This is a genomic window from Streptomyces sp. NPDC104761 (assembly GCF_055583445.1).
In genome coordinates, this window is the sequence record NZ_JBVJNZ010000012.1 from 158,292 (window position 1) to 175,484 (window position 17,193).

Below are 17,193 nucleotides of genomic sequence, written 5' to 3' on the forward strand. Positions count from 1 at the left end.
TGGTCAGGCGGCCGTTTTGAGTCATAGGATGGCGCGCTCCGGCCATCCTTCCGCGGTCACCGCCCCACCAGGGACCGCCCGACCCCGCGCCGACCACGTCTTCCCCCCTCCGGCGCAGCGACGATGGACTCCCAGACCTCACAGTCATCCCAGGCATCACAGTCACCTCATACGTTCCAGGTCGACCTGCGTGGTTTGGTGGACCTGCTCTCCCATCACCTGTACTCCAGCCCCAAGGTCTACCTCCGCGAGCTGCTGCAGAACGCGGTGGACGCGATCACCGCGAGACGGGCCGAGCAGCCAGACGCCCGGGCGCGGGTGCGGCTGTACGCGGACGGCAGCTCGCTCCGGGTGGAGGACAGCGGCGTCGGGCTCACCGAGTCGGACGTGCACAGCCTGCTCGCCACGATCGGGCGCAGCTCCAAGCGCGGCGACGGGCTGCAGGAGGCCCGCTCCGACTTCCTGGGCCAGTTCGGCATCGGGCTGCTGGCCTGTTTCGTGGTCGCCGAGCGGATCCGGGTGGTCAGCCGCAGCGCCCGGACGCCGGACGCGCCGCCCGTGGAGTGGACGGCCCGGGACGACGGGTCGTACACCGTAAGGACGTTGGCGCACGAGGCCCGGCCCGAGCCCGGTACCACCGTGTACCTGGTGGCGCGGGCGGGTGCGGCGGAGTGGCTGGACGAGCGGCGGGTGCTCGCGCTGGCGCGGGACTTCGGTTCGCTGCTGCCGTACGACGTCCGGGTGGGCGACGAGGCGGTCACCGACCTCCCGGCACCCTGGGACCGGCCGTACCCCTCCCCCGGCACCCGGCGGGTGGCGCTGGCCCGGCACTGTCACGAGCTGTTCGGTTTCACGCCGCTGGACTCGATCGCGCTGGACGTGCCGCTGGCCGGGATCCGGGGGGTGGCGTACGTGCTGCCGTCCGCGGTGAGTCCGGCGCAGCGGGCCACGCACCGCGTGCACCTCAAGGGCATGCTGCTCACCGAGCGGGCCGAACAGCTGCTGCCGGACTGGGCGTTCTTCGTGCGCTGTGTCCTGGACACGGACAGTCTGCGGCCGACGGCCTCGCGCGAGTCGCTGTACGAGGACGAGACGCTGGCCGCGGTACGGGAGGCGCTCGGCGAAAGGATTCGGTCCTGGCTGACCGGGCTCGCGGCCGGGGACCCGGAACGGCTCTCCGCGTTCCTGTCCGTGCATCACCTCGGGGTGAAGTCGCTGGCGCGGCACGACGCGGAGATGCTGCGGACGATGCTGCCGTGGCTTCCCTTCGAGACGACGGACGGGCAGCTTTCGCTGGAGGAGTTCGCGCAGCGGCACCCGGTGGTGCACTTCACGCGGACGGTCGAGGAGTACCGGCAGGTCGCGCCGATCGCCTCCGCGCAGGGCATCGGGGTGATCAACGGCGGTTACACCTACGACAGCGAGCTGGTCGAGACGCTGCCGTCGGTGCGGCCCGGGACGGTCGTCGCGGAGCTGGACGCGGACACCGTGACCGCGCATCTGGACGCCGTGGATCCGGCGGAGGAGCTGGCGGTGGCGGGGTTCCTGGCGGTGGCGCGGGCCAGGCTGGACCCACTGCAATGTGACATTGCACTGAGGGCCTTCCACCCCCTCTCGGTCCCCGCCCTCCACCTCGACGACCGCGCCGCCCGCCACGAACAGGCCCGTGCGGAGGCCGAGGAGCAGGCCGACGACCTGTGGGCGGGCATCCTGGGTTCGCTGCGCGGCAGCGCGCCGCGCGCCCGTCTGGTGCTCAACCACCTCAACCCGCTGGTCCGGCGGATCAGCGCCCTCAAGGACCCGGAGCTGATCGGCACCGCGACCGAGTCGCTCTACGGTCAGGCGCTGCTGATGGCCCAGCGCCCGCTGCGCCCGGCCGACTCGGCGCTGCTCAACCGCTCGTTCATCGGCCTCCTGGAGTGGGCCACTCATGGGGAAGACGATCGCTGATGGAGATTGCTGACTTCGACTCGCTGCGCCGGGCGATGGCGGAGAACTCCGAGGAGCCGGAGGGCCCCGCCCGCAACGCGCGCGCGGAGCAGCTGCTCGCGGAGGCCGAGCGGCTGAACATCCCGCTCGCCGTGATCGAGGCGCTCGGACACCAGCTGAAGGTCTACAACTACAGCTCCGAGAAGGACAAGATGTTCGTCCCGTTCGCGCGGCTGCTGCGGATGTGGGACGAGCGGCCCGAGGACTTCGACGAGTACGAGACGCATTCGCTGCACTGGGTCTTCAAGTGGATGACGGCCGGGATGCTCGACCAGCCGCACATCCCGCTCGCCTCGATCGAGAAGTGGCTGGGCGAGATGGAGCACCGCTACCGGCTGGCCGGGCACTCCGAGCGGGCGGTGCGCAGCGCGGAGTTCAGTGTCGCCGGGCACGTCGGTGACCTGCCGCGCGCGGAGCGGGCGTACGCGGCCTGGCTGGCGGCGGACCGGGACCGGATGGCCGACTGCCACGCGTGCGAGCTGCACGGGCAGGGCGGCTGGCAGCTGAAGAACGGCCGGGACGAGGCGGCCCTGGAGCTGTGGGGGCCGGTGCTGGACGGCGAGTACAGCTGCGCCCACGAGCCGCACACGGTCCTGGCGTCCTCCCTGGTGCCGCTGCTGCGGCTCGGCCGCGTCGACGAGGCCCGCGCGCACCACCTGCGCGGTTTCCGTCTGGTGCGCCCGATGGAGAGCATGCGGGGCGCCTACGCGGACCATGTCGAGTTCTGCGCGCTGACCGGCAACGAGGCGCGCGGTCTCGAGCTGCTGGCGGAACGTCCCGCCTACTTCACGGACACCGGTCAGCCGCGCAGCCGGATGGACTTCCTGGCGGTGGTGGCGCTGCTGATGGACCGGCTGACCGGGCTGGGGCTGGGCGGGCAGCGGGTGCCGGGGCCCGCCGGGCGGGCGTGGGCCGCGGGGGAACTCGCCGGGCACGCGCGCGCGGAGGCCCTGGAGCTGGCCGCGCGGTTCGACGCCCGCAACGGCACCTCCTACGTCGGCGACCAGCTGCGCGAGCGGATGGCGCAGCGGCCGCTGGTGGACCGGCTGCCGCTGGGCGTGCGGGCGCCTCGGACGGCGCCCGCCGGGCCCCGCACGCCGGCCGCCCCGGCGCCCGCGCCGGAGCCGTCGGAGCAGCCGTCGTTCCCCGCGCTCCTGGCCGAGGCGCGCCGGATGTCGGACACGCTGCGGCCGCACGCCATGGAGGCCTGGGCCGCGGTGGCGCGGGCCGCCGAGGAGACCGAGGTGGACACGTACGTCCGCGCGGAGATCGCCGACCACACGGCGATGGGGCGCGGCCCCGAGGGGGTCGAGCTGTTCGAGCGGGCGGCGGAGCTGTACGCGGAGGCCGGCGACGAGGGCGAGGCGATCGCGGCACGCGCGCGTGCCGCCTACGTGCGCGCGCTGTCGGGGGAGCTTGACGAGGCGCTGGCCGCGATCGACGAGCCGTACGACCGGATCCTCGCCCTCTACGCGGACGACGCGACCGGGGTGCGGCAGACGGCGTCCGTGCTGATGAGCCGGGCGCGGATCCTGATGCGCCGGGTGCACGAGCGGTCCGCGGGCGCCGGGGACGCCGAGCAGGCCGTACGGGAGCTGCTGGCGCTGGTGGGCGGGCGCGGCGGGTCCGACCTGCGGCTGGTGTCCCGGGCCGCCGAGGGGCGGGCGATGCTGGCCGAGCTGGCCGAGCACGCCGGGGACGGGGAGCGGGCGGGCGAGCTGTTCCGGCAGGCGACGGCGCAGTTCGTGGGCGCGGAGCTGCCGTGGTTCGCGGTCGAGTACGAGGTGCGGGTGGCCGCGCTCGCCCACGAGCAGGGCGACCTGGCCGAGGCGGAGCGGGCGCTGCGTGCGGCGCTGGAGCACGGCGGCCCGTACGTGGAGCCGGTCGGGCGGGCCCAGCTGCATCTCCAGCTCGCCGAGGTGGTCGGCGGCCGGGGCGCGGCCGAGGAGGCCGCCGAGCACGCCCTGGAGGCGGCGCACTGGGCCGACGAGGCCGGGCAGAGCGGCACGCTGGGCGCCTGGGCCCGGCACCAGCTGGGCGGCTTCCTGCTGCGGCAGGGGCGGTTCGCGGAGGCGGCGGAGGTGCTGGAGTCGGCGCTGGCCGACCTGAGCGCCGAGACGCACGGCGACGGCGCGGTCGTGCAGACCCAGTGGTGGCTCGGGGACTGCCTGAGCGAGCTCGGCGAGCACCACGCGGCGGCCGAACGGCGGCTGCAGGCGGCCGAGATCGCCCGGCACTGGCCCGAGCAGCACGACCACGCCACCCTCGCCCACCTGGCCGCCGAGTCGCTGGGCAACGCGGGGCTGCCCGCGGAGGCGGACCGGGCGTACACGCGGGCGGGCGAGTTGTGGCGGGCGATGGGCAACGTGCACTTCCTGGTGCGTTCGCTGCGGGCCCGCGCCTGGCTGGCGCTGCGGACGGAGGCGGGTCCTGAGGGCGCGCGGCGGCTGATGGCGGAGGCGGTCCGGGAGTGCGAGGCGGCGCTGGAGACGGCCGGGGACCCGGCCGCCGCGGAGCGGCTCGCGGGTGAACTCGGGCACACCCACCGCCAGTTCGGCGACCTGCTGGCCCGTTCGGTGCCGGAGGACGCGGACGACCCGGCGATCCAGGGGGCGTTCGAGGCGGCGCTCGCGCAGATGACGGCTGCGATCTCGGTGTTCGCCGGGCTCGGCGAGGACGGGCTGCACAGCCGTACCGCCGCGGAACTGGCCGCGGGCTGGCTGGAGGCCGACCTCAGCAGGCCGGCCGCGGCGACGGCACGCGCGCGTGCGGTGCTGGACGCCTACGAGGGCGCCGACCCGGCCGACGAGACGGTCCGGGCCCGGCGGGCGGAGGCCCGGCAGCTGCTGGAGCCCACGGAGGACTGAACGAGGACCGGCGCGGGGGGCTCACTCGACGCCGATGAGGAGCGGGGCCCCCTGCCGGCCGCCCCGGTAGACCACCGTGTCGACGGCGAGGTACGCCTCGCGCACGCGTGCCTCCAGGCGGTCGGCGACGCCGTCGGGGGCCTCGTCGCCGAGGACGAGGGTGACCAGCTCGCCGCCGGCCTGCAGCATGCGGTCGAGGACGGTCTCGGCGGTGGCCGTCACGTCCGAGCCGATCACCGCCACGTCCCCGTCTATCAGCCCCAGTACGTCCCCCGCCTGGCAGATGCCGGCCATGGTCCAGGACTGCCGCTCCGCGAACACGACCTCGGCGTAGCGGGTGGCGCCGGCCGCCGAGGTCATCTGGACGACGTCCTCGTCGAAGCGGCGCTCCGGCTGGTGCACGGCGAGCGCGGAGATGCCCTGGACCGCCGAGCGGGTCGGGATGAGGGCGACCCGGACGCCCTCCGCGCGTACCTGTTCGGCCGCGGCGGCCGCGGTGTGCCGCAGGTCGGCGTCGTTGGGGAGCAGCACCACCTCGCGCGCGTTGGCGCGGCGCACGGCGTCCACCAGTTCCCCGCTGGCGGGCGGCTCCCCCGGGCGCGCGAGCACGGTGGTCGCGCCGGCCTCGGCGTACAGCCCCGCCAGCCCCTCCCCCGGCACGACGGCCACCACGGCCCGCTGCACCCGCTCGCGCGGCGGCCGCGCCCCGCCGGTGTGCACGTCCCCGGCGCCGAAGTGCGTGATCCGGATCCGGTGGGGGCGCCCGGCCTCCACACCCGCCTCGACGGCGGCGCCGGCGTCGTCGACGTGCACATGGACGTTCCAGAGGCCGTCGCCGCCGACCATCACCAGGGAGTCACCCAGGACGTCGAGCCGGGTCCGCAGCCGGTCCACGGCGGCGTCCTCGGCCTCCAGGAGGTAGATGACCTCGAACGCGGGTCCGCCGGCGCGTTCCGCGCAGCTCTCGGTCTGGGCGCCGGAGACGGCGTCCACGCGCGCGTGGACGACCCCGCCCGCCGCGCGCGCGTCCGGGCCGAGAGCGGCCGGCGTCTCCCCCGTGAACGCCTCCACCAGCGCCCCGAGCACCGCGACCAGCCCCCGGCCGCCGGCGTCCACCACCCCGGCCCGCTCCAGTACGGCCAGTTGTCCCGGCGTCGCCGCGAGCGCCTCGCACGCGCCTTCGTAGGCGCCCCGCGCGACCGCCCCGCAGTCGCCCTCGGCCGCGTCGGCGGCGTCCGCCGCGGCCGCCGCGACCGAGAGCACCGTGCCCTCCACCGGGTGCGCAACGGCCCGGCGGGCGGCGTCGGCGGCATGCCGCAGGGCGAGCCGCAGCCGGTCCGCGTCGATGTGAGTCGCCTCACCCTCGGTGAGGACGTGGGCCATGCCCCGCAGCAACTGCGCCAGGATCGTGCCGGAGTTGCCGCGCGCGCCTATGAGGGCGCCGTGCGCCATCGCGCGGACGGCGTCGGCCAGGGTCGGCACCTCCTCGCCCAGCTCGTAGCCGGCGAAGACTGCCTCCACGGCCCCGGCGGCCGACTCGACCGTCAGGTACAGGTTCGTGCCGGTGTCGCCGTCGGCCACGGGGTAGACGTTGATCGCGTCGATCTCCTCGCGCGCCCGCCCGAGCGCCCCGAGCGCCAGTCCGCACCAGGTGCGTACCGCGAGAGCATCGAAGAATGTCTGCGGCACCTGCGCCACCTGCGCCTCCTTGAGCCGGCCGAACGTGGACGCAGCGTAGACCCCGGAAGGGTGTCCGCCGGAAGAGGGCCGGGGGCGGGCCCCTGAGCTGCCATGCTAGTTTCGTCTAACGGACGCGGTCGTTGTATGCTGCTCCGGTTGCCCGATCCGATCGGGCCATTCCCCTGGCAGGCCACTCAAGATCTCAGATCCCCAGGATCTCGATCCCGGCACGCCGGGATTCATCCGTAAGTGCATCTGAAGTCTTTGGAGTGACCCGTGGCTGCCAACTGCGACGTCTGCGGCAAGGGGCCGGGCTTCGGCAACAACATCTCGCACTCGCACCGCCGTACGTCCCGCCGCTGGAACCCGAACATCCAGCGTGTGCGTACCGTGGTCGGCGGGACGCCGAAGCGCGTGAACGCCTGCACCTCGTGCATCAAGGCCGGCAAGGTCTCGCGCTGACGCACTGTCGCTGAGCGCGCGGCCACCGCTGGTTCGCTGCACAGAGCCGGTCCACCTCCGGGTGGGCCGGCTTTCTGCCGTGCCCGGCCGGGCACGGCACCGGGCCTGACAAGCTGATCCCATGCGCTTCGGCATCCTGGGCCCCCTGGACGTACGCACCGACGACGGCACCCCTGTCGACCCCGGCGGCCCCCGCCCCCGCGCCCTGCTCACCCTGCTGCTCCTGGACGCCGGCCGGCCGGTCTCCACCCAGCGCCTCACCGACGGCCTGTACGGCGCCGAGCCGCCCGCCGGGGCCGCCAACGCGCTCCAGTCGCAGATCTCGCGGCTGCGCAGGCGGCTGGCCCCGCACGCGGAGATCGAGGCCACCGCGACCGGGTACCGGGTCGCGGCCGCCCCCGACACCGTGGACGCACACCAGTTTGAAACCTGGTCCGCGGCCGGGCGCGCCGCCCTTGCCGCCGGCGACCACCGGGCCGCCGCGGCCCGGCTCCGCGAGGCCCTCGCCCTGTGGCGCGGCCCCGCGCTGCCAGACCTCCCGGACGCCGAGGCCGAGGCGGCGCGGCTCGAAGAGCTGCGGCTGGCCGCCGTACAGGACCGCATCGAGGCGGACCTGGCGCTCGGCGGCGGCGCGGACCTGGTGCCCGAGCTGCGGGCGCTGCTGGCCGGCCGGCCGCTGGGCGAGCGGCTGTACGGGCAGCTGATGCGGGCCCTGCACGCGGCCGGGCGGCCCGCCGAGGCCCTCACCGTCTACGAGGAGGCCCGCCGCACCCTCGCCGACCGGCTGGGCGCCGATCCCTCCCCCGAGCTGTCCGCGCTCCACCTGGAGCTGCTGCGGGGCGCGGCGCCCGAGCGGTCCCGCCTCCCGGTCCAGCTCACCCGCTTCGTCGGCCGCGAGCCCGAACTCGCCCGGATCGCCGCCGGGCTCGCCGCCTCCCGGCTGCTCACGCTGACCGGCCCGGGCGGGGCGGGCAAGACCCGGCTCGCGATCGAGGCGGCCCACCAGCACCCCGGCGCCTGCTTCGTGGAGCTCGCGCCGCTCACCGACGGCGCCGCGATCCCGTACGCCGTCCTGGCCGCCCTCGGCGTCCGCGAGGGCCTGCGCAGCCCCGCCGCCGACACCACCGACCGGCTGCTGGCCGCCCTGGAGGAGCGCGAGCTGCTGCTCGTCCTGGACAACTGCGAGCACCTGGTCGAGGAGGCCGCACGGCTCACCGCGCTGCTCCTCGCCGCCTGCCCGGGGGTGCGCGTGCTCGCCACCGGCCGGGAGTCGCTCGGCATCACCGGCGAGGTCCTGGTCCCGGTGCCCCCGCTGCCGCCGGAGCCCGCGGTGCGGCTCTTCCTGGACCGGGCCCGCGCGGTGCGCCCCGGATTCGACGGGCACGCGCGCGTGGCGGACATCTGCGCCGCCCTGGACGGCCTGCCGCTGGCCATCGAGCTGGCCGCGGCCCGGCTGCGCACCCTCACGCCCGACGAACTCGCCGACCGCCTCCACGACCGCTTCCGGCTGCTGTCCCGCGGCGACCGGTCCAAGGCGCCCCGGCACCGCACCCTGCGCGCGGTCGTGGAATGGAGCTGGGGGCTGCTGGACGAGGAGGAGCGGGAGCTGGCGCGCCGGCTGACCGTCTTCTCCGGAGGGGCGACCCTGGCGGCGGTCGAGGCGGTGTGCGGGCTGCCGTATCCGGAGGACGTGCTGGCCTCGCTGGTGGAGAAGTCGTTCGTGGAGTTCGTGGCGGGGACCGAGGGCCGCTACCGGATGCTGGAGACGATCCGGGCCTTCGCCGCCGAGAGCCTGTCCGCTCCGCAGGACCTGGCGGACGCCCACGCCGGCCACTTCCTGCGGCTGGCCGAGGAGGCCGAGCCGCACCTGCGCGGTGGCGGGCAGCTGCCCTGGCTGGCCCGGCTGGCCGCCGAGCAGGCCAACCTGGACGCGGCCCTGCGCCATCTCGTGCGCCACGACACCAGCGCAGCCCTGCGCCTCATGGGCCCCCTGTCCTGGTTCTGGCGGCTGCGCGGGGTGCACGGCGAACGCGTGGCGACGGCCCGGGAACTGCTGGCCGCGGCCGGGGACGCGCCGCCGCCCGGTCTTGAGGAGGAGTACGTGCTGTGCGCGGTCAACGCGCTCTCCGGCGCGGGCGACGAACCGGAGCTCATCGCGCGCGTGGACGCCGTTCTCGACGCGTACCGGGGGCCGTTGCGGCTGCCGTACATCCTCGTGCTGTGGGCGGTCGCGGCCGGTCCGCGGCCCGCCACCGACGCGCACGCGCTCGCCCTGTCCGGCGGCTCCCCCTGGGCGCGCGCCCTGCTCGACGTGGGCCTCGGCTTCCGGGCGCAGTTCGCGGGACGGCCGCGGGAGTCCGAGGAGTACTTCGCCCGGGCGCTCACCGGATACCGGGCCGCCGGAGACCGCTGGGGCCTGGCCAACTGCCTCGACCCGCTCGGCCTGCTCGCCCACGCGCGCGGGGAGTCCGAACGCGCCCTGGAGCTGCTCGACGAGGGGCTGGCGTACGTGCGGGAGCTGGCCGCACCCGAGGAGACCGCCGACCTGCTGCGCAGCCGGGCCACCGTGCTGCTGCACCGGGGCGAGACGGCGACGGCGGTGGCCCACTTCGAGGAGGCGCTGGCGCTCGCGCGGGGCGCCGGGCTCCCCGACAAGGTGGCTGCCGCCCGGCGCGGCCTGGGCGACGCGGCCCGGCTGTCCGGGAACCCGGCCCACGCGCGCGTGCACTACGAGATCGCCCTGCGGGAGTGCGCCGCCAACTGGTTCAGCGTCGGGGAGACCGTCCGCAGCCTCATCGGGCTGGGCCGCACGGCCGCCGCCGAGGGGCAGGCAGAGGAGGCCGGCGACTGGTTCCGGCAGGCCGCCGAGCTGGCCGTGGAGGGGCCGGGCGTCCTGGAACTCGCCGACGCGGCCGAGGCACTGGCCTCCGCCGCCGGTTCCGCCGAGCGGGCCGCGGAGCTGCTGGGCGCCGCGGCGGGCCTGCGGGGCGGCCGGACCGAGGGCGACCCGGACGTCGTACGCGTCGAGCGGGAGGCGCGGGCGAAGCTCTCCGCCGAGGCGTACGACCAGGCCTTCGAGCGGGGCCGACGGCGACGGTCAGCGGCGGTCAGCGAACGGTAGGGGGACGGTCAGCGCCCCCGCCGAAGCTCGTCGCATGACGAAGAACACGGCCCAGACCACCGCGAAGAACCTCGCCCACCTCAGCGTCCTGATCTCCGGCGCCAGCGTCGCCGGACCCGCCCTCGCCCTCAACCTCGCCCGGCTCGGCGCCCGCGTCACCGTCGTCGAGAAGGCGGCCGGACTGCGCGGCGGCGGCTTCGCGGTCGACTTCCGCGGCGACGTCCACCGCACCGTCCTGACCGCCATGGGCATCTGGGACGAGATCCACGCCCGCCAGACCCACATGGGCCGCCAGACGGTCGTCGACGCCGACGGCAGCCCGCGGGTGGACCTGCCCGCCGAGCTGATGAGCGGCGACGTGGAGATCTTCCGCGGCGACCTCGCGCAGATCATGTACGAACGCACCAGGAACGACGTCGAGTACGTCTTCGGCGACTCGATCGCCTCCGTCGCCCAGGACCCGCAGGGCGTCGACGTCACCTTCGACAAGGGCGCGCCCCGCCGCTTCGACCTGGTCGTCGGCGCGGACGGACTGCACTCCAACACCCGCCGCCTGGTCTTCGGGGACGAGTCCCGCTACCTGCGCTTCTTCGACCACTACGTGGCCGGCTTCGACGTCCCCAACCACCTGGGCCTGGACCGCACCGGCCGCGTCTACAGCGAGCCCGGCCGCGCGGTCGTCATCGGCAACTACGACGGCGACCCGGACCGCGCCGGGGCGCTGCTGGTCTTCCGCTCCGAGGAGCTGTCGTACGACCGCCGGGACCTCGCGGCGGTCAAGCGGATCGTCATGGACCGCTTCGCCGGGATGGGCTGGGAGGGCCCCGCCCTGCTCAAGGCCCTCGACGAGACCGACGACCTGTACTTCGACGCGATCGCCCAGATCCACGTCGACCGGCTCGTCGAGGGGCGGGTGGCGCTGCTCGGGGACGCCGGGTACGGGGCGACGATGGGCGGGATGGGGACGGGCGTCGCGATCGTCGGCGCCTATGTCCTCGCCGGTGAACTGGCCCTCGCGGGCGGTGACTTCCGTACCGCCTTCGCCGAGTACGAGTCCCGGATCCGGGACTTCGCCAAGGGCTGCCAGAAGATCTCCGGGAACGCGGGCCCGTTCTTCGCCCCGCCGACCGAGCGGCGCATCCGCAGCCGGGACCGGATGTACCGGGTGCTCGCCTCCCGTCCGCTGGCCCGCTTCTTCAAGAGGATGACCGAGAAGGCGGCCACGGACATCAGGCTGCGGGAGTACCCGGCCCTGTCCCGGCCCTGAGGGCCCAGCCGTGGTCCACGGGACCGATCCCGGCGCCGAGCGGGAACCCGGCCGCGATCGCCCCGGTGACGTACTCCTTGGCCGCAGTCACCGCCTCCGGCACGGACCGCCCCTGCGCGAGCCGCGACGCGATCGCGGACGCGAGGGTGCAGCCCGTGCCGTGGGTGTGCCGGTTGTCGTACCGGGGAGCGCGCAGCAGGAGTTCGTCGGTGCCGTCGGTGAGCAGGTCGACCGCCTCGCCGGGCAGGTGCCCGCCCTTGATGAGCACCCAGGTGGGGCCGTACGACAGCACGGCCGCCGCGGCCCGGCGCAGATCGGCCTCCGACTCGACGTGCACGCCGGTGAGCTGGGCCACCTCGTCGAGGTTCGGGGTGGCGACGGTGGCCAGTGGGAGGAGCCTGGTGCGGACCGAGTCCAGGGCGGAGGCGGCGAGCAGCGGGTCGCCGTGCTTGGAGACGCCGACCGGGTCGACGACCACGGGCGCGTCGGTCCCGGCGAGCAACTCGGCCACCGTCTCCACGAGTTCGGCGGAGGCGAGCATCCCGGTCTTCACCGCGTCGACCCCGATGTCGTCCACCACGCTGCGGTACTGGGCACGGACGGCCTCGACCGGCAGTTCCCAAGCCCCCTGCACACCCACGGAGTTCTGCGCGGTGACCGCGGTGAGCACGCTCATCCCGTGCACGCCCAGCGCGAGCATGGTCTTCAGGTCGGCCTGGATCCCGGCCCCGCCGCCGGAGTCGGAGCCCGCGACCGTCAGTACGCGCGGCAGGCTCACGACTCGATGTCCCCGAAGTGGTCCCAGCCGCCCTTGCTGGTCCAGGGCGCGCCGTCGACGGTCACCTGGGGCAGCGCGGACGGGTTGAGGACCTCGCCGATGACCTTCCAGCGGGCGGGCAGCTTCACGTCCGGCGGGAAGGTCGCCACGATCGCGTGGTCCTCGCCGCCGGTGAGCACCCACTGGATGGGGTCGACGCCGACGGCCTGGCCGATGTCGTTCATCTGGGTCGGGATGTCGATCGCGCCGGAGCGGATGTCGATCCGCACCTTGCTGGCCTCGGCGATGTGCCCGAGGTCGGCGATCAGCCCGTCGCTCACGTCGCACATCGCGGTCGCGCCGAGGGCGGCGGCGGCCGGGCCCGCGTGGTACGGCGGCTCGGGTCGGCGGTGCGCCTCCACGAACGCCCGGGGCGAGCGGAAGCCGCGGGAGAGCACCGCGTAGCCGGCCGCGGACCAGCCCAGCCAGCCCGTGACCGCGATCAGGTCGCCGGGCTGGGCGCCGGCCCGGGTGACCGGCTCCTGGTTGCGCAGGTCGCCGAGGGCGGTGATGGACACCATGATCGTGTCGCCGCGGACCACGTCGCCGCCCACCACCGAGGCGCCGGCCACCTGGCACTCGTCCCGGATGCCGTCCATCAGCTCGCTGGGCCAGGTCACCGGGAGTTCGGCGGGCACGACCAGGCCGAGCAGCAGGGCGGTCGGCACGGCGCCCATGGCGGCGATGTCCGCGAGGTTCTGCGCGGCCGCCTTGCGGCCCACGTCGTAGGCCGTGGACCAGTCGCGGCGGAAGTGCCGGCCCTCCAGCAGGATGTCGGTGCTCGCCACCACCCGGCGGTCGGGCGCGGCGACCACCGCGGCGTCGTCGCCGGGACCGACCCGGACCGCCGGAGTGGTGGTGAGACGGGAGGTGAGCTCCCTGATGAGCCCGAACTCCCCCAGCTCACCAACAGTGCCCTTCATTGCCCTTTCGCCCCTTCTCTGCCTTGCCGTGCCCGCTCGCGCGTCACCGTCGTCCTGGATACGGTCGAGGTGACCGTCAACTTCTGTCCTGCCTGCACCCCGGCGCGCAAGCCCCTGTCCGCGCAGATCTCCCCTCGGTGAGCGGCGACGCGATACCGTGGCGTTCCTTTTCCCCACATGATCCTCGTGGCCGCCCTGGAGGTTCCGTGGTACAGGCGTACATCCTGATCCAGACGGAGGTCGGCAAAGCGTCGACCGTCGCCGAGATCATCAGCAAGATCCCTGGAGTCCTCCAGGCCGAGGATGTGACAGGACCGTACGACGTCATCGTGCGCGCGCAAGCGGAGACCGTCGACGAACTCGGCCGGCTGGTGGTCGCGAGAGTCCAGCAAGTGGACGGCATCACGCGCACCCTGACCTGCCCGGTCGTCCATCTGTAGCCCCCGTCTACCCTTGGCCGGTGAACTTCTTCCGTCACCGGCCATTCGGTCTGCCCGTGCTCGCCGCGCTGATGATCGCGGCAGTGGGCTGCTCATCAGCAGACGACGCCCCGTCGGTGGCGGTTCCCAGTCCGGGCGGGGCGGTTGCGACGCTCTGCGATCGCCTTGACCGGGTGCTGCCGACGAAGGTCGACAAGCTCGGCCGGCAGGATCCCGAACCGGCGTCTTTGCTGACCGCAGGTTGGGGCGGCGACCCGGCGATCATACTGCGCTGTGGTGTCGAACGGCCTGCGAAGATGGCTGACGCCGAGGCCGACGGGGTCGAGGTGAACGGGGTCGGGTGGCTGCTGGAACAGGAGTCCGACAAATCGTTTCGGTTCACCACGACGCTGCGGAAGGCGTACGTCGAGGTGACGATCCCCGCGGGGCGGACCGCCGAGGGCATGGCACCGTTGGTGAGCTTGGCGCCGGCCATCAAGAAGGCGATTCCGGAAGGGATTGCCGACTAGGCAGCAGCGCCCCTTCAGGAGCGCTGGGGGAGGAACTGCGCGACCAGTCACGGCGGCGCCGCAGTCGACCGCGGGTCGTCGGTGGTTGCTCGCGCAGTTCCCCGCGCCCCCAAGGGGGCGCGTCAGCGCAGGCCCGTCGAACGGTTGAGCGCCGCCTGGATCAGGCGGTCGATGAGTTCGGGGTAGGCGACGCCGGTCGCCTGCCACATCTGGGGGTACATCGAGATCGGCGTGAAGCCCGGCATCGTGTTGATCTCGTTGATGACGAAACGGCCGTCCTCCGCGAGGAAGAAGTCGGCACGGACCAGGCCCTCGCAGGACGCGGCCTCGAAGGCGTCCACCGCGAGCTTCTGGACCTCGGCGGTCTCCTCGGGGGTGAGGGGGGCCGGGACGATGCCGGGGGTGGAGTCGATGTACTTGGCCTCGAAGTCGTAGTACGCGTGCTCCGAGGGCGGCGGGATCTCCGCCGGCACCGAGGCCCGCGGGCCGTCCTCGAACTCCAGGACGCCGACCTCGATCTCGCGGCCGCGGACGGCTGCCTCGATCAGGATCTTCGGGTCGTGGGACTGGGCCTCCGCGATCGCCTCGTCCAGGCCGGAGAGGTCGTCGACCTTGGTGATGCCGATCGACGAACCCGCGCGCGCGGGCTTCACGAACAGCGGCCAGCCGTGCTCGCCGGCGAAGTCGACGATCCGCTTGCGGGCGGCGGACTCGTCCTGTTGCCACTCGCGGGGCCGGATCACCAGGTACGGGCCCACGACGAGCCCGAAGGAGGCGAACACCCGCTTCATGTACTCCTTGTCCTGGCCGACGGCCGAGGCGAGCACACCCGAGCCGACGTACGGGACGCCGGACAGCTCCAGGAGACCCTGCAGGGTGCCGTCCTCGCCGTACGGGCCGTGCAGCATCGGGAAGACCACGTCGACCTCGCCGAGCGCCTTGGGCACCGAACCGGGCTCGCTGTAGACGACCTCGCGGTCGGCCGGGTCGACGGAGAGCACAACGCCGCCCTCGGCGGATTCCGCGAGGTCGGCGACCTCGGGCGTACGGCGTTCGGTGATCGCCATGCGTTCGGGTTCGTCGGCCGTGAGCACCCAGCGGCCTTCCCGGGTGATGCCGATCGGCAGGACGTCGTACTTGGTCCGGTCGATGGCGCTCAGGACGGCTCCGGCGGTGACCATGGAGATCCCGTGCTCGGAGCTGCGGCCGCCGAAGACGACGGCCACACGCGGCTTGCGAGAGGGCTGCTCAGGGCTCTGGGGGAGGTTCTCGGTGCTCATATCGCGTTGAGAGTACCCGGTGGTAGGGCCCCGAGACAGCGTCGGCGGGACGGGGTCGCTCAGCGTCGCTCGGGCTTCGCGCTGCGCGACATCAGCTCCTTGAGGGCGACCACCGGAGGCTTGCCTTCGTGCACGATGTCGACGACCGTCTCCGTGATCGGCATCTCCACGCCGTGCCGGCGGGCCAGATCGGCCACGGACTCGCAGGACTTGACGCCCTCGGCGGTCTGCTTGGTGACCGCGATGGTCTCCTCCAGGGTCATGCCCTTGCCGAGGTTGGTGCCGAAGGTGTGGTTGCGGGAGAGCGGGGAGGAGCAGGTGGCCACCAGGTCGCCGAGCCCGGCGAGCCCCGAGAAGGTCAGCGGGTCGGCACCGAGGGCGGTGCCCAGGCGCGCGGTCTCCGCGAGACCGCGCGTGATGAGCGAGCCCTTGGCGTTGTCGCCGAGCCCCATGCCGTCGGCGATGCCCACGGCGAGGCCGATGACGTTCTTCACCGCGCCGCCCAGTTCGCAGCCGATCACGTCGGTCTCGGTGTACGGCCGGAAGTACGGCGTGTGGCAGGCCGCCTGCAGCCGCCGGGCGACCGTCTCGTCGGTGCAGGCGACCACGGCGGCGGCCGGCATGCGGGCCGCGATCTCCCGGGCGAGGTTGGGGCCGGTGACGACGGCGACGCGGTCCCGGCCGACCTTGGCGACGTCCTCGATGACCTCGCTCATCCGCATGGCGGTGCCGAGTTCGACCCCCTTCATGAGGGAGACGAGGACCGTCCTGGGCGCGAGCAGCGGCGCCCATTCGGCGAGGTTGGCCCGCATGGTCTGGGACGGCACCGACAGGAACGTGAAGTCGGCGCCGGCTGCCGCCTCGGCGGGGTCGGTGGTGGCCCGCAGGTTCCCGGGGAGTTCCACACCCGGCAGGTAGTCGGGGTTGGTACGGCCGGAGTTGACGGCCTCCGCCACCTCCGGGCGCCGCGCCCACAGGGTGACCTCGCACCCGGCGTCGGCGAGCACCATCCCGAAGGCCGTACCCCACGAACCCGCGCTGAAGACCGCCGCCTTGGCAGGCATGCTCACTTGCCGCTCTCCTCTTCCAGACCACTCTGCGCACGCGTGCGGCGTCGCTGCTCGATCCGCACCTGGCGTGGATCGTAGGGGGTCTCGGGAGCCTTCTCGCCGCGGATCTCCTCCAGCTGGCGGGTGACGGCCGCCATGATGACCTCGGTCGCCTCCTTGAGGACGTCCTGGGTCATCTCCCTGCCGTAGAAGCGCGTGAGGTCGACGGGCGGGCCGGCCAGGACGTGGTGCGTCTTGCGCGGCAGCAGACGCGGCTTCTTCGCGTACGGCGGGAGGAGTTCGTTGGCGCCCCACTGGGCGACCGGGATCACCGGGCACTTGGTCTGCAGGGCGACCCTGGCGGCACCGGTCTTGGCGGCCATGGGCCACTGGTCCGGGTCGCGGGTGATCGTTCCCTCAGGGTAGAAGGCGACGCACTCGCCGCGCTCCACGGCGTCGATCGCGGCCCGGAAGGCGCTGAGCGCGTCGGTGGACTCGCGGTAGACGGGGATCTGGCCGGTGCCGCGCATGACGGCGCCGACGAATCCCTTCTTGAAAAGCCCGCTCTTCGCGAGGAATCGCGGAACACGGCCGGTGTTGTACTGATAGTGGGCGTAGGCGAAGGGGTCGATGTGAGAATTGTGGTTCACCGCGGTGATAAAACCGCCCTCGGCCGGAATGTTCTCCATTCCACGCCAGTCCCGCTTGATCAGAACCACCAGCGGAGGTTTGCAGAGCACCGCAGCGAAGCGGTACCAGAAGCCGATTCTCCGGCGGGGCACGCGGACA

The 17,193-nt window shown here is 73.8% G+C and carries 13 protein-coding genes; 7 read left to right on the forward strand and 6 right to left on the reverse strand.

Features of this window, described 5'->3' with window-relative positions:
* Window positions 1–123: 123 nt before the first annotated feature.
* Window positions 124–1,950, forward strand: coding sequence for an HSP90 family protein (locus tag ACZ63F_RS29750; protein ID WP_469715470.1), 1,827 nt, complete (start codon window positions 124–126; stop codon window positions 1,948–1,950).
* Window positions 1,947–4,856, forward strand: coding sequence for a tetratricopeptide repeat protein (locus ACZ63F_RS29755; protein WP_469715746.1), 2,910 nt, complete (start codon window positions 1,947–1,949; stop codon window positions 4,854–4,856). Before ACZ63F_RS29750 ends, ACZ63F_RS29755 begins: the two co-directional genes overlap by 4 nt.
* Before the next feature lie 21 nt (window positions 4,857–4,877).
* On the opposite strand, the gene ACZ63F_RS29760 is transcribed toward ACZ63F_RS29755, so the two are convergent.
* The gene (locus ACZ63F_RS29760; protein ID WP_469715471.1) at window positions 4,878–6,554 is read right to left on the reverse strand and encodes a DAK2 domain-containing protein; all 1,677 of its coding nucleotides are present in this window, start codon (window positions 6,552–6,554) and stop codon (window positions 4,878–4,880) included.
* A gap of 258 nt (window positions 6,555–6,812) precedes the next feature.
* Between ACZ63F_RS29760 and rpmB the strand changes: the two genes are divergently transcribed.
* The 3 genes from rpmB (at window position 6,813) to ACZ63F_RS29775 (ending at window position 11,386) form a co-directional block, all read left to right on the forward strand.
* Entirely contained in the window at window positions 6,813–6,998 is a 186-nt protein-coding gene (rpmB, locus tag ACZ63F_RS29765; protein WP_003993230.1) for a 50S ribosomal protein L28, read from the forward strand.
* 121 nt (window positions 6,999–7,119) lie between these two features.
* On the forward strand, window positions 7,120–10,119 hold the full coding sequence (locus ACZ63F_RS29770; protein ID WP_469715473.1) for an AfsR/SARP family transcriptional regulator: 3,000 nt from the start codon (window positions 7,120–7,122) through the stop codon (window positions 10,117–10,119).
* Between the two features lie 34 nt (window positions 10,120–10,153).
* Window positions 10,154–11,386: an FAD-dependent monooxygenase gene (locus ACZ63F_RS29775; protein ID WP_469715474.1), complete on the forward strand. Its 1,233-nt coding sequence runs from the start codon at window positions 10,154–10,156 to the stop codon at window positions 11,384–11,386.
* Here the strand turns inward: ACZ63F_RS29775 and thiD are convergent.
* Together thiD and ACZ63F_RS29785 are read right to left on the reverse strand one after the other, a co-directional pair.
* Window positions 11,349–12,164: a bifunctional hydroxymethylpyrimidine kinase/phosphomethylpyrimidine kinase gene (thiD, locus tag ACZ63F_RS29780; protein WP_469715476.1), complete on the reverse strand. Its 816-nt coding sequence runs from the start codon at window positions 12,162–12,164 to the stop codon at window positions 11,349–11,351. The two genes, ACZ63F_RS29775 and thiD, sit on opposite strands and share 38 nt — an antisense overlap.
* Window positions 12,161–13,126: a thiamine-phosphate kinase gene (locus ACZ63F_RS29785; protein WP_093498874.1), complete on the reverse strand. Its 966-nt coding sequence runs from the start codon at window positions 13,124–13,126 to the stop codon at window positions 12,161–12,163. Before ACZ63F_RS29785 ends, thiD begins: the two co-directional genes overlap by 4 nt.
* 206 nt (window positions 13,127–13,332) lie before the next feature.
* Here ACZ63F_RS29785 and ACZ63F_RS29790 point away from each other — a divergent pair, with 206 nt between their 5' ends.
* Both ACZ63F_RS29790 and ACZ63F_RS29795 read left to right on the forward strand, forming a co-directional pair.
* Window positions 13,333–13,566 (forward strand): Lrp/AsnC family transcriptional regulator, encoded by a 234-nt coding sequence (locus ACZ63F_RS29790; RefSeq protein ID WP_469715477.1) that lies wholly within the window; start codon window positions 13,333–13,335, stop codon window positions 13,564–13,566.
* A 20-nt stretch (window positions 13,567–13,586) separates the two neighbouring features.
* Window positions 13,587–14,075, forward strand: a complete 489-nt coding sequence (locus tag ACZ63F_RS29795; protein ID WP_469715479.1) for a DUF3515 domain-containing protein — start codon at window positions 13,587–13,589, stop codon at window positions 14,073–14,075.
* A gap of 122 nt (window positions 14,076–14,197) precedes the next feature.
* On the opposite strand, the gene ACZ63F_RS29800 is transcribed toward ACZ63F_RS29795, so the two are convergent.
* The 3 genes from ACZ63F_RS29800 to ACZ63F_RS29810 are packed head-to-tail and all read right to left on the reverse strand — an operon-like array spanning window position 14,198 to window position 17,186.
* Window positions 14,198–15,355 (reverse strand): D-alanine--D-alanine ligase family protein, encoded by a 1,158-nt coding sequence (locus ACZ63F_RS29800; protein ID WP_469715480.1) that lies wholly within the window; start codon window positions 15,353–15,355, stop codon window positions 14,198–14,200.
* A gap of 59 nt (window positions 15,356–15,414) precedes the next feature.
* On the reverse strand, window positions 15,415–16,425 hold the full coding sequence (locus tag ACZ63F_RS29805; protein WP_352363370.1) for an NAD(P)H-dependent glycerol-3-phosphate dehydrogenase: 1,011 nt from the start codon (window positions 16,423–16,425) through the stop codon (window positions 15,415–15,417).
* Window positions 16,422–17,186, reverse strand: coding sequence for a lysophospholipid acyltransferase family protein (locus ACZ63F_RS29810; protein ID WP_469715482.1), 765 nt, complete (start codon window positions 17,184–17,186; stop codon window positions 16,422–16,424). Before ACZ63F_RS29810 ends, ACZ63F_RS29805 begins: the two co-directional genes overlap by 4 nt.
* Window positions 17,187–17,193: the final 7 nt, after the last annotated feature.

Excerpts from the sequence above, each read along its gene's own strand:
- ACZ63F_RS29750 (WP_469715470.1), top strand. The coding sequence starts at position 124 with ATGGACTCCCAGACCTCACAGTCATCCCAGGCATCACAGTCACCTCAT.
- ACZ63F_RS29785 (WP_093498874.1), bottom strand. The coding sequence starts at position 13,126 with ATGAAGGGCACTGTTGGTGAGCTGGGGGAGTTCGGGCTCATCAGGGAG.
- ACZ63F_RS29775 (WP_469715474.1), top strand. The coding sequence starts at position 10,154 with ATGACGAAGAACACGGCCCAGACCACCGCGAAGAACCTCGCCCACCTC.
- ACZ63F_RS29800 (WP_469715480.1), bottom strand. The coding sequence starts at position 15,355 with ATGAGCACCGAGAACCTCCCCCAGAGCCCTGAGCAGCCCTCTCGCAAG.
- ACZ63F_RS29770 (WP_469715473.1), top strand. The coding sequence starts at position 7,120 with ATGCGCTTCGGCATCCTGGGCCCCCTGGACGTACGCACCGACGACGGC.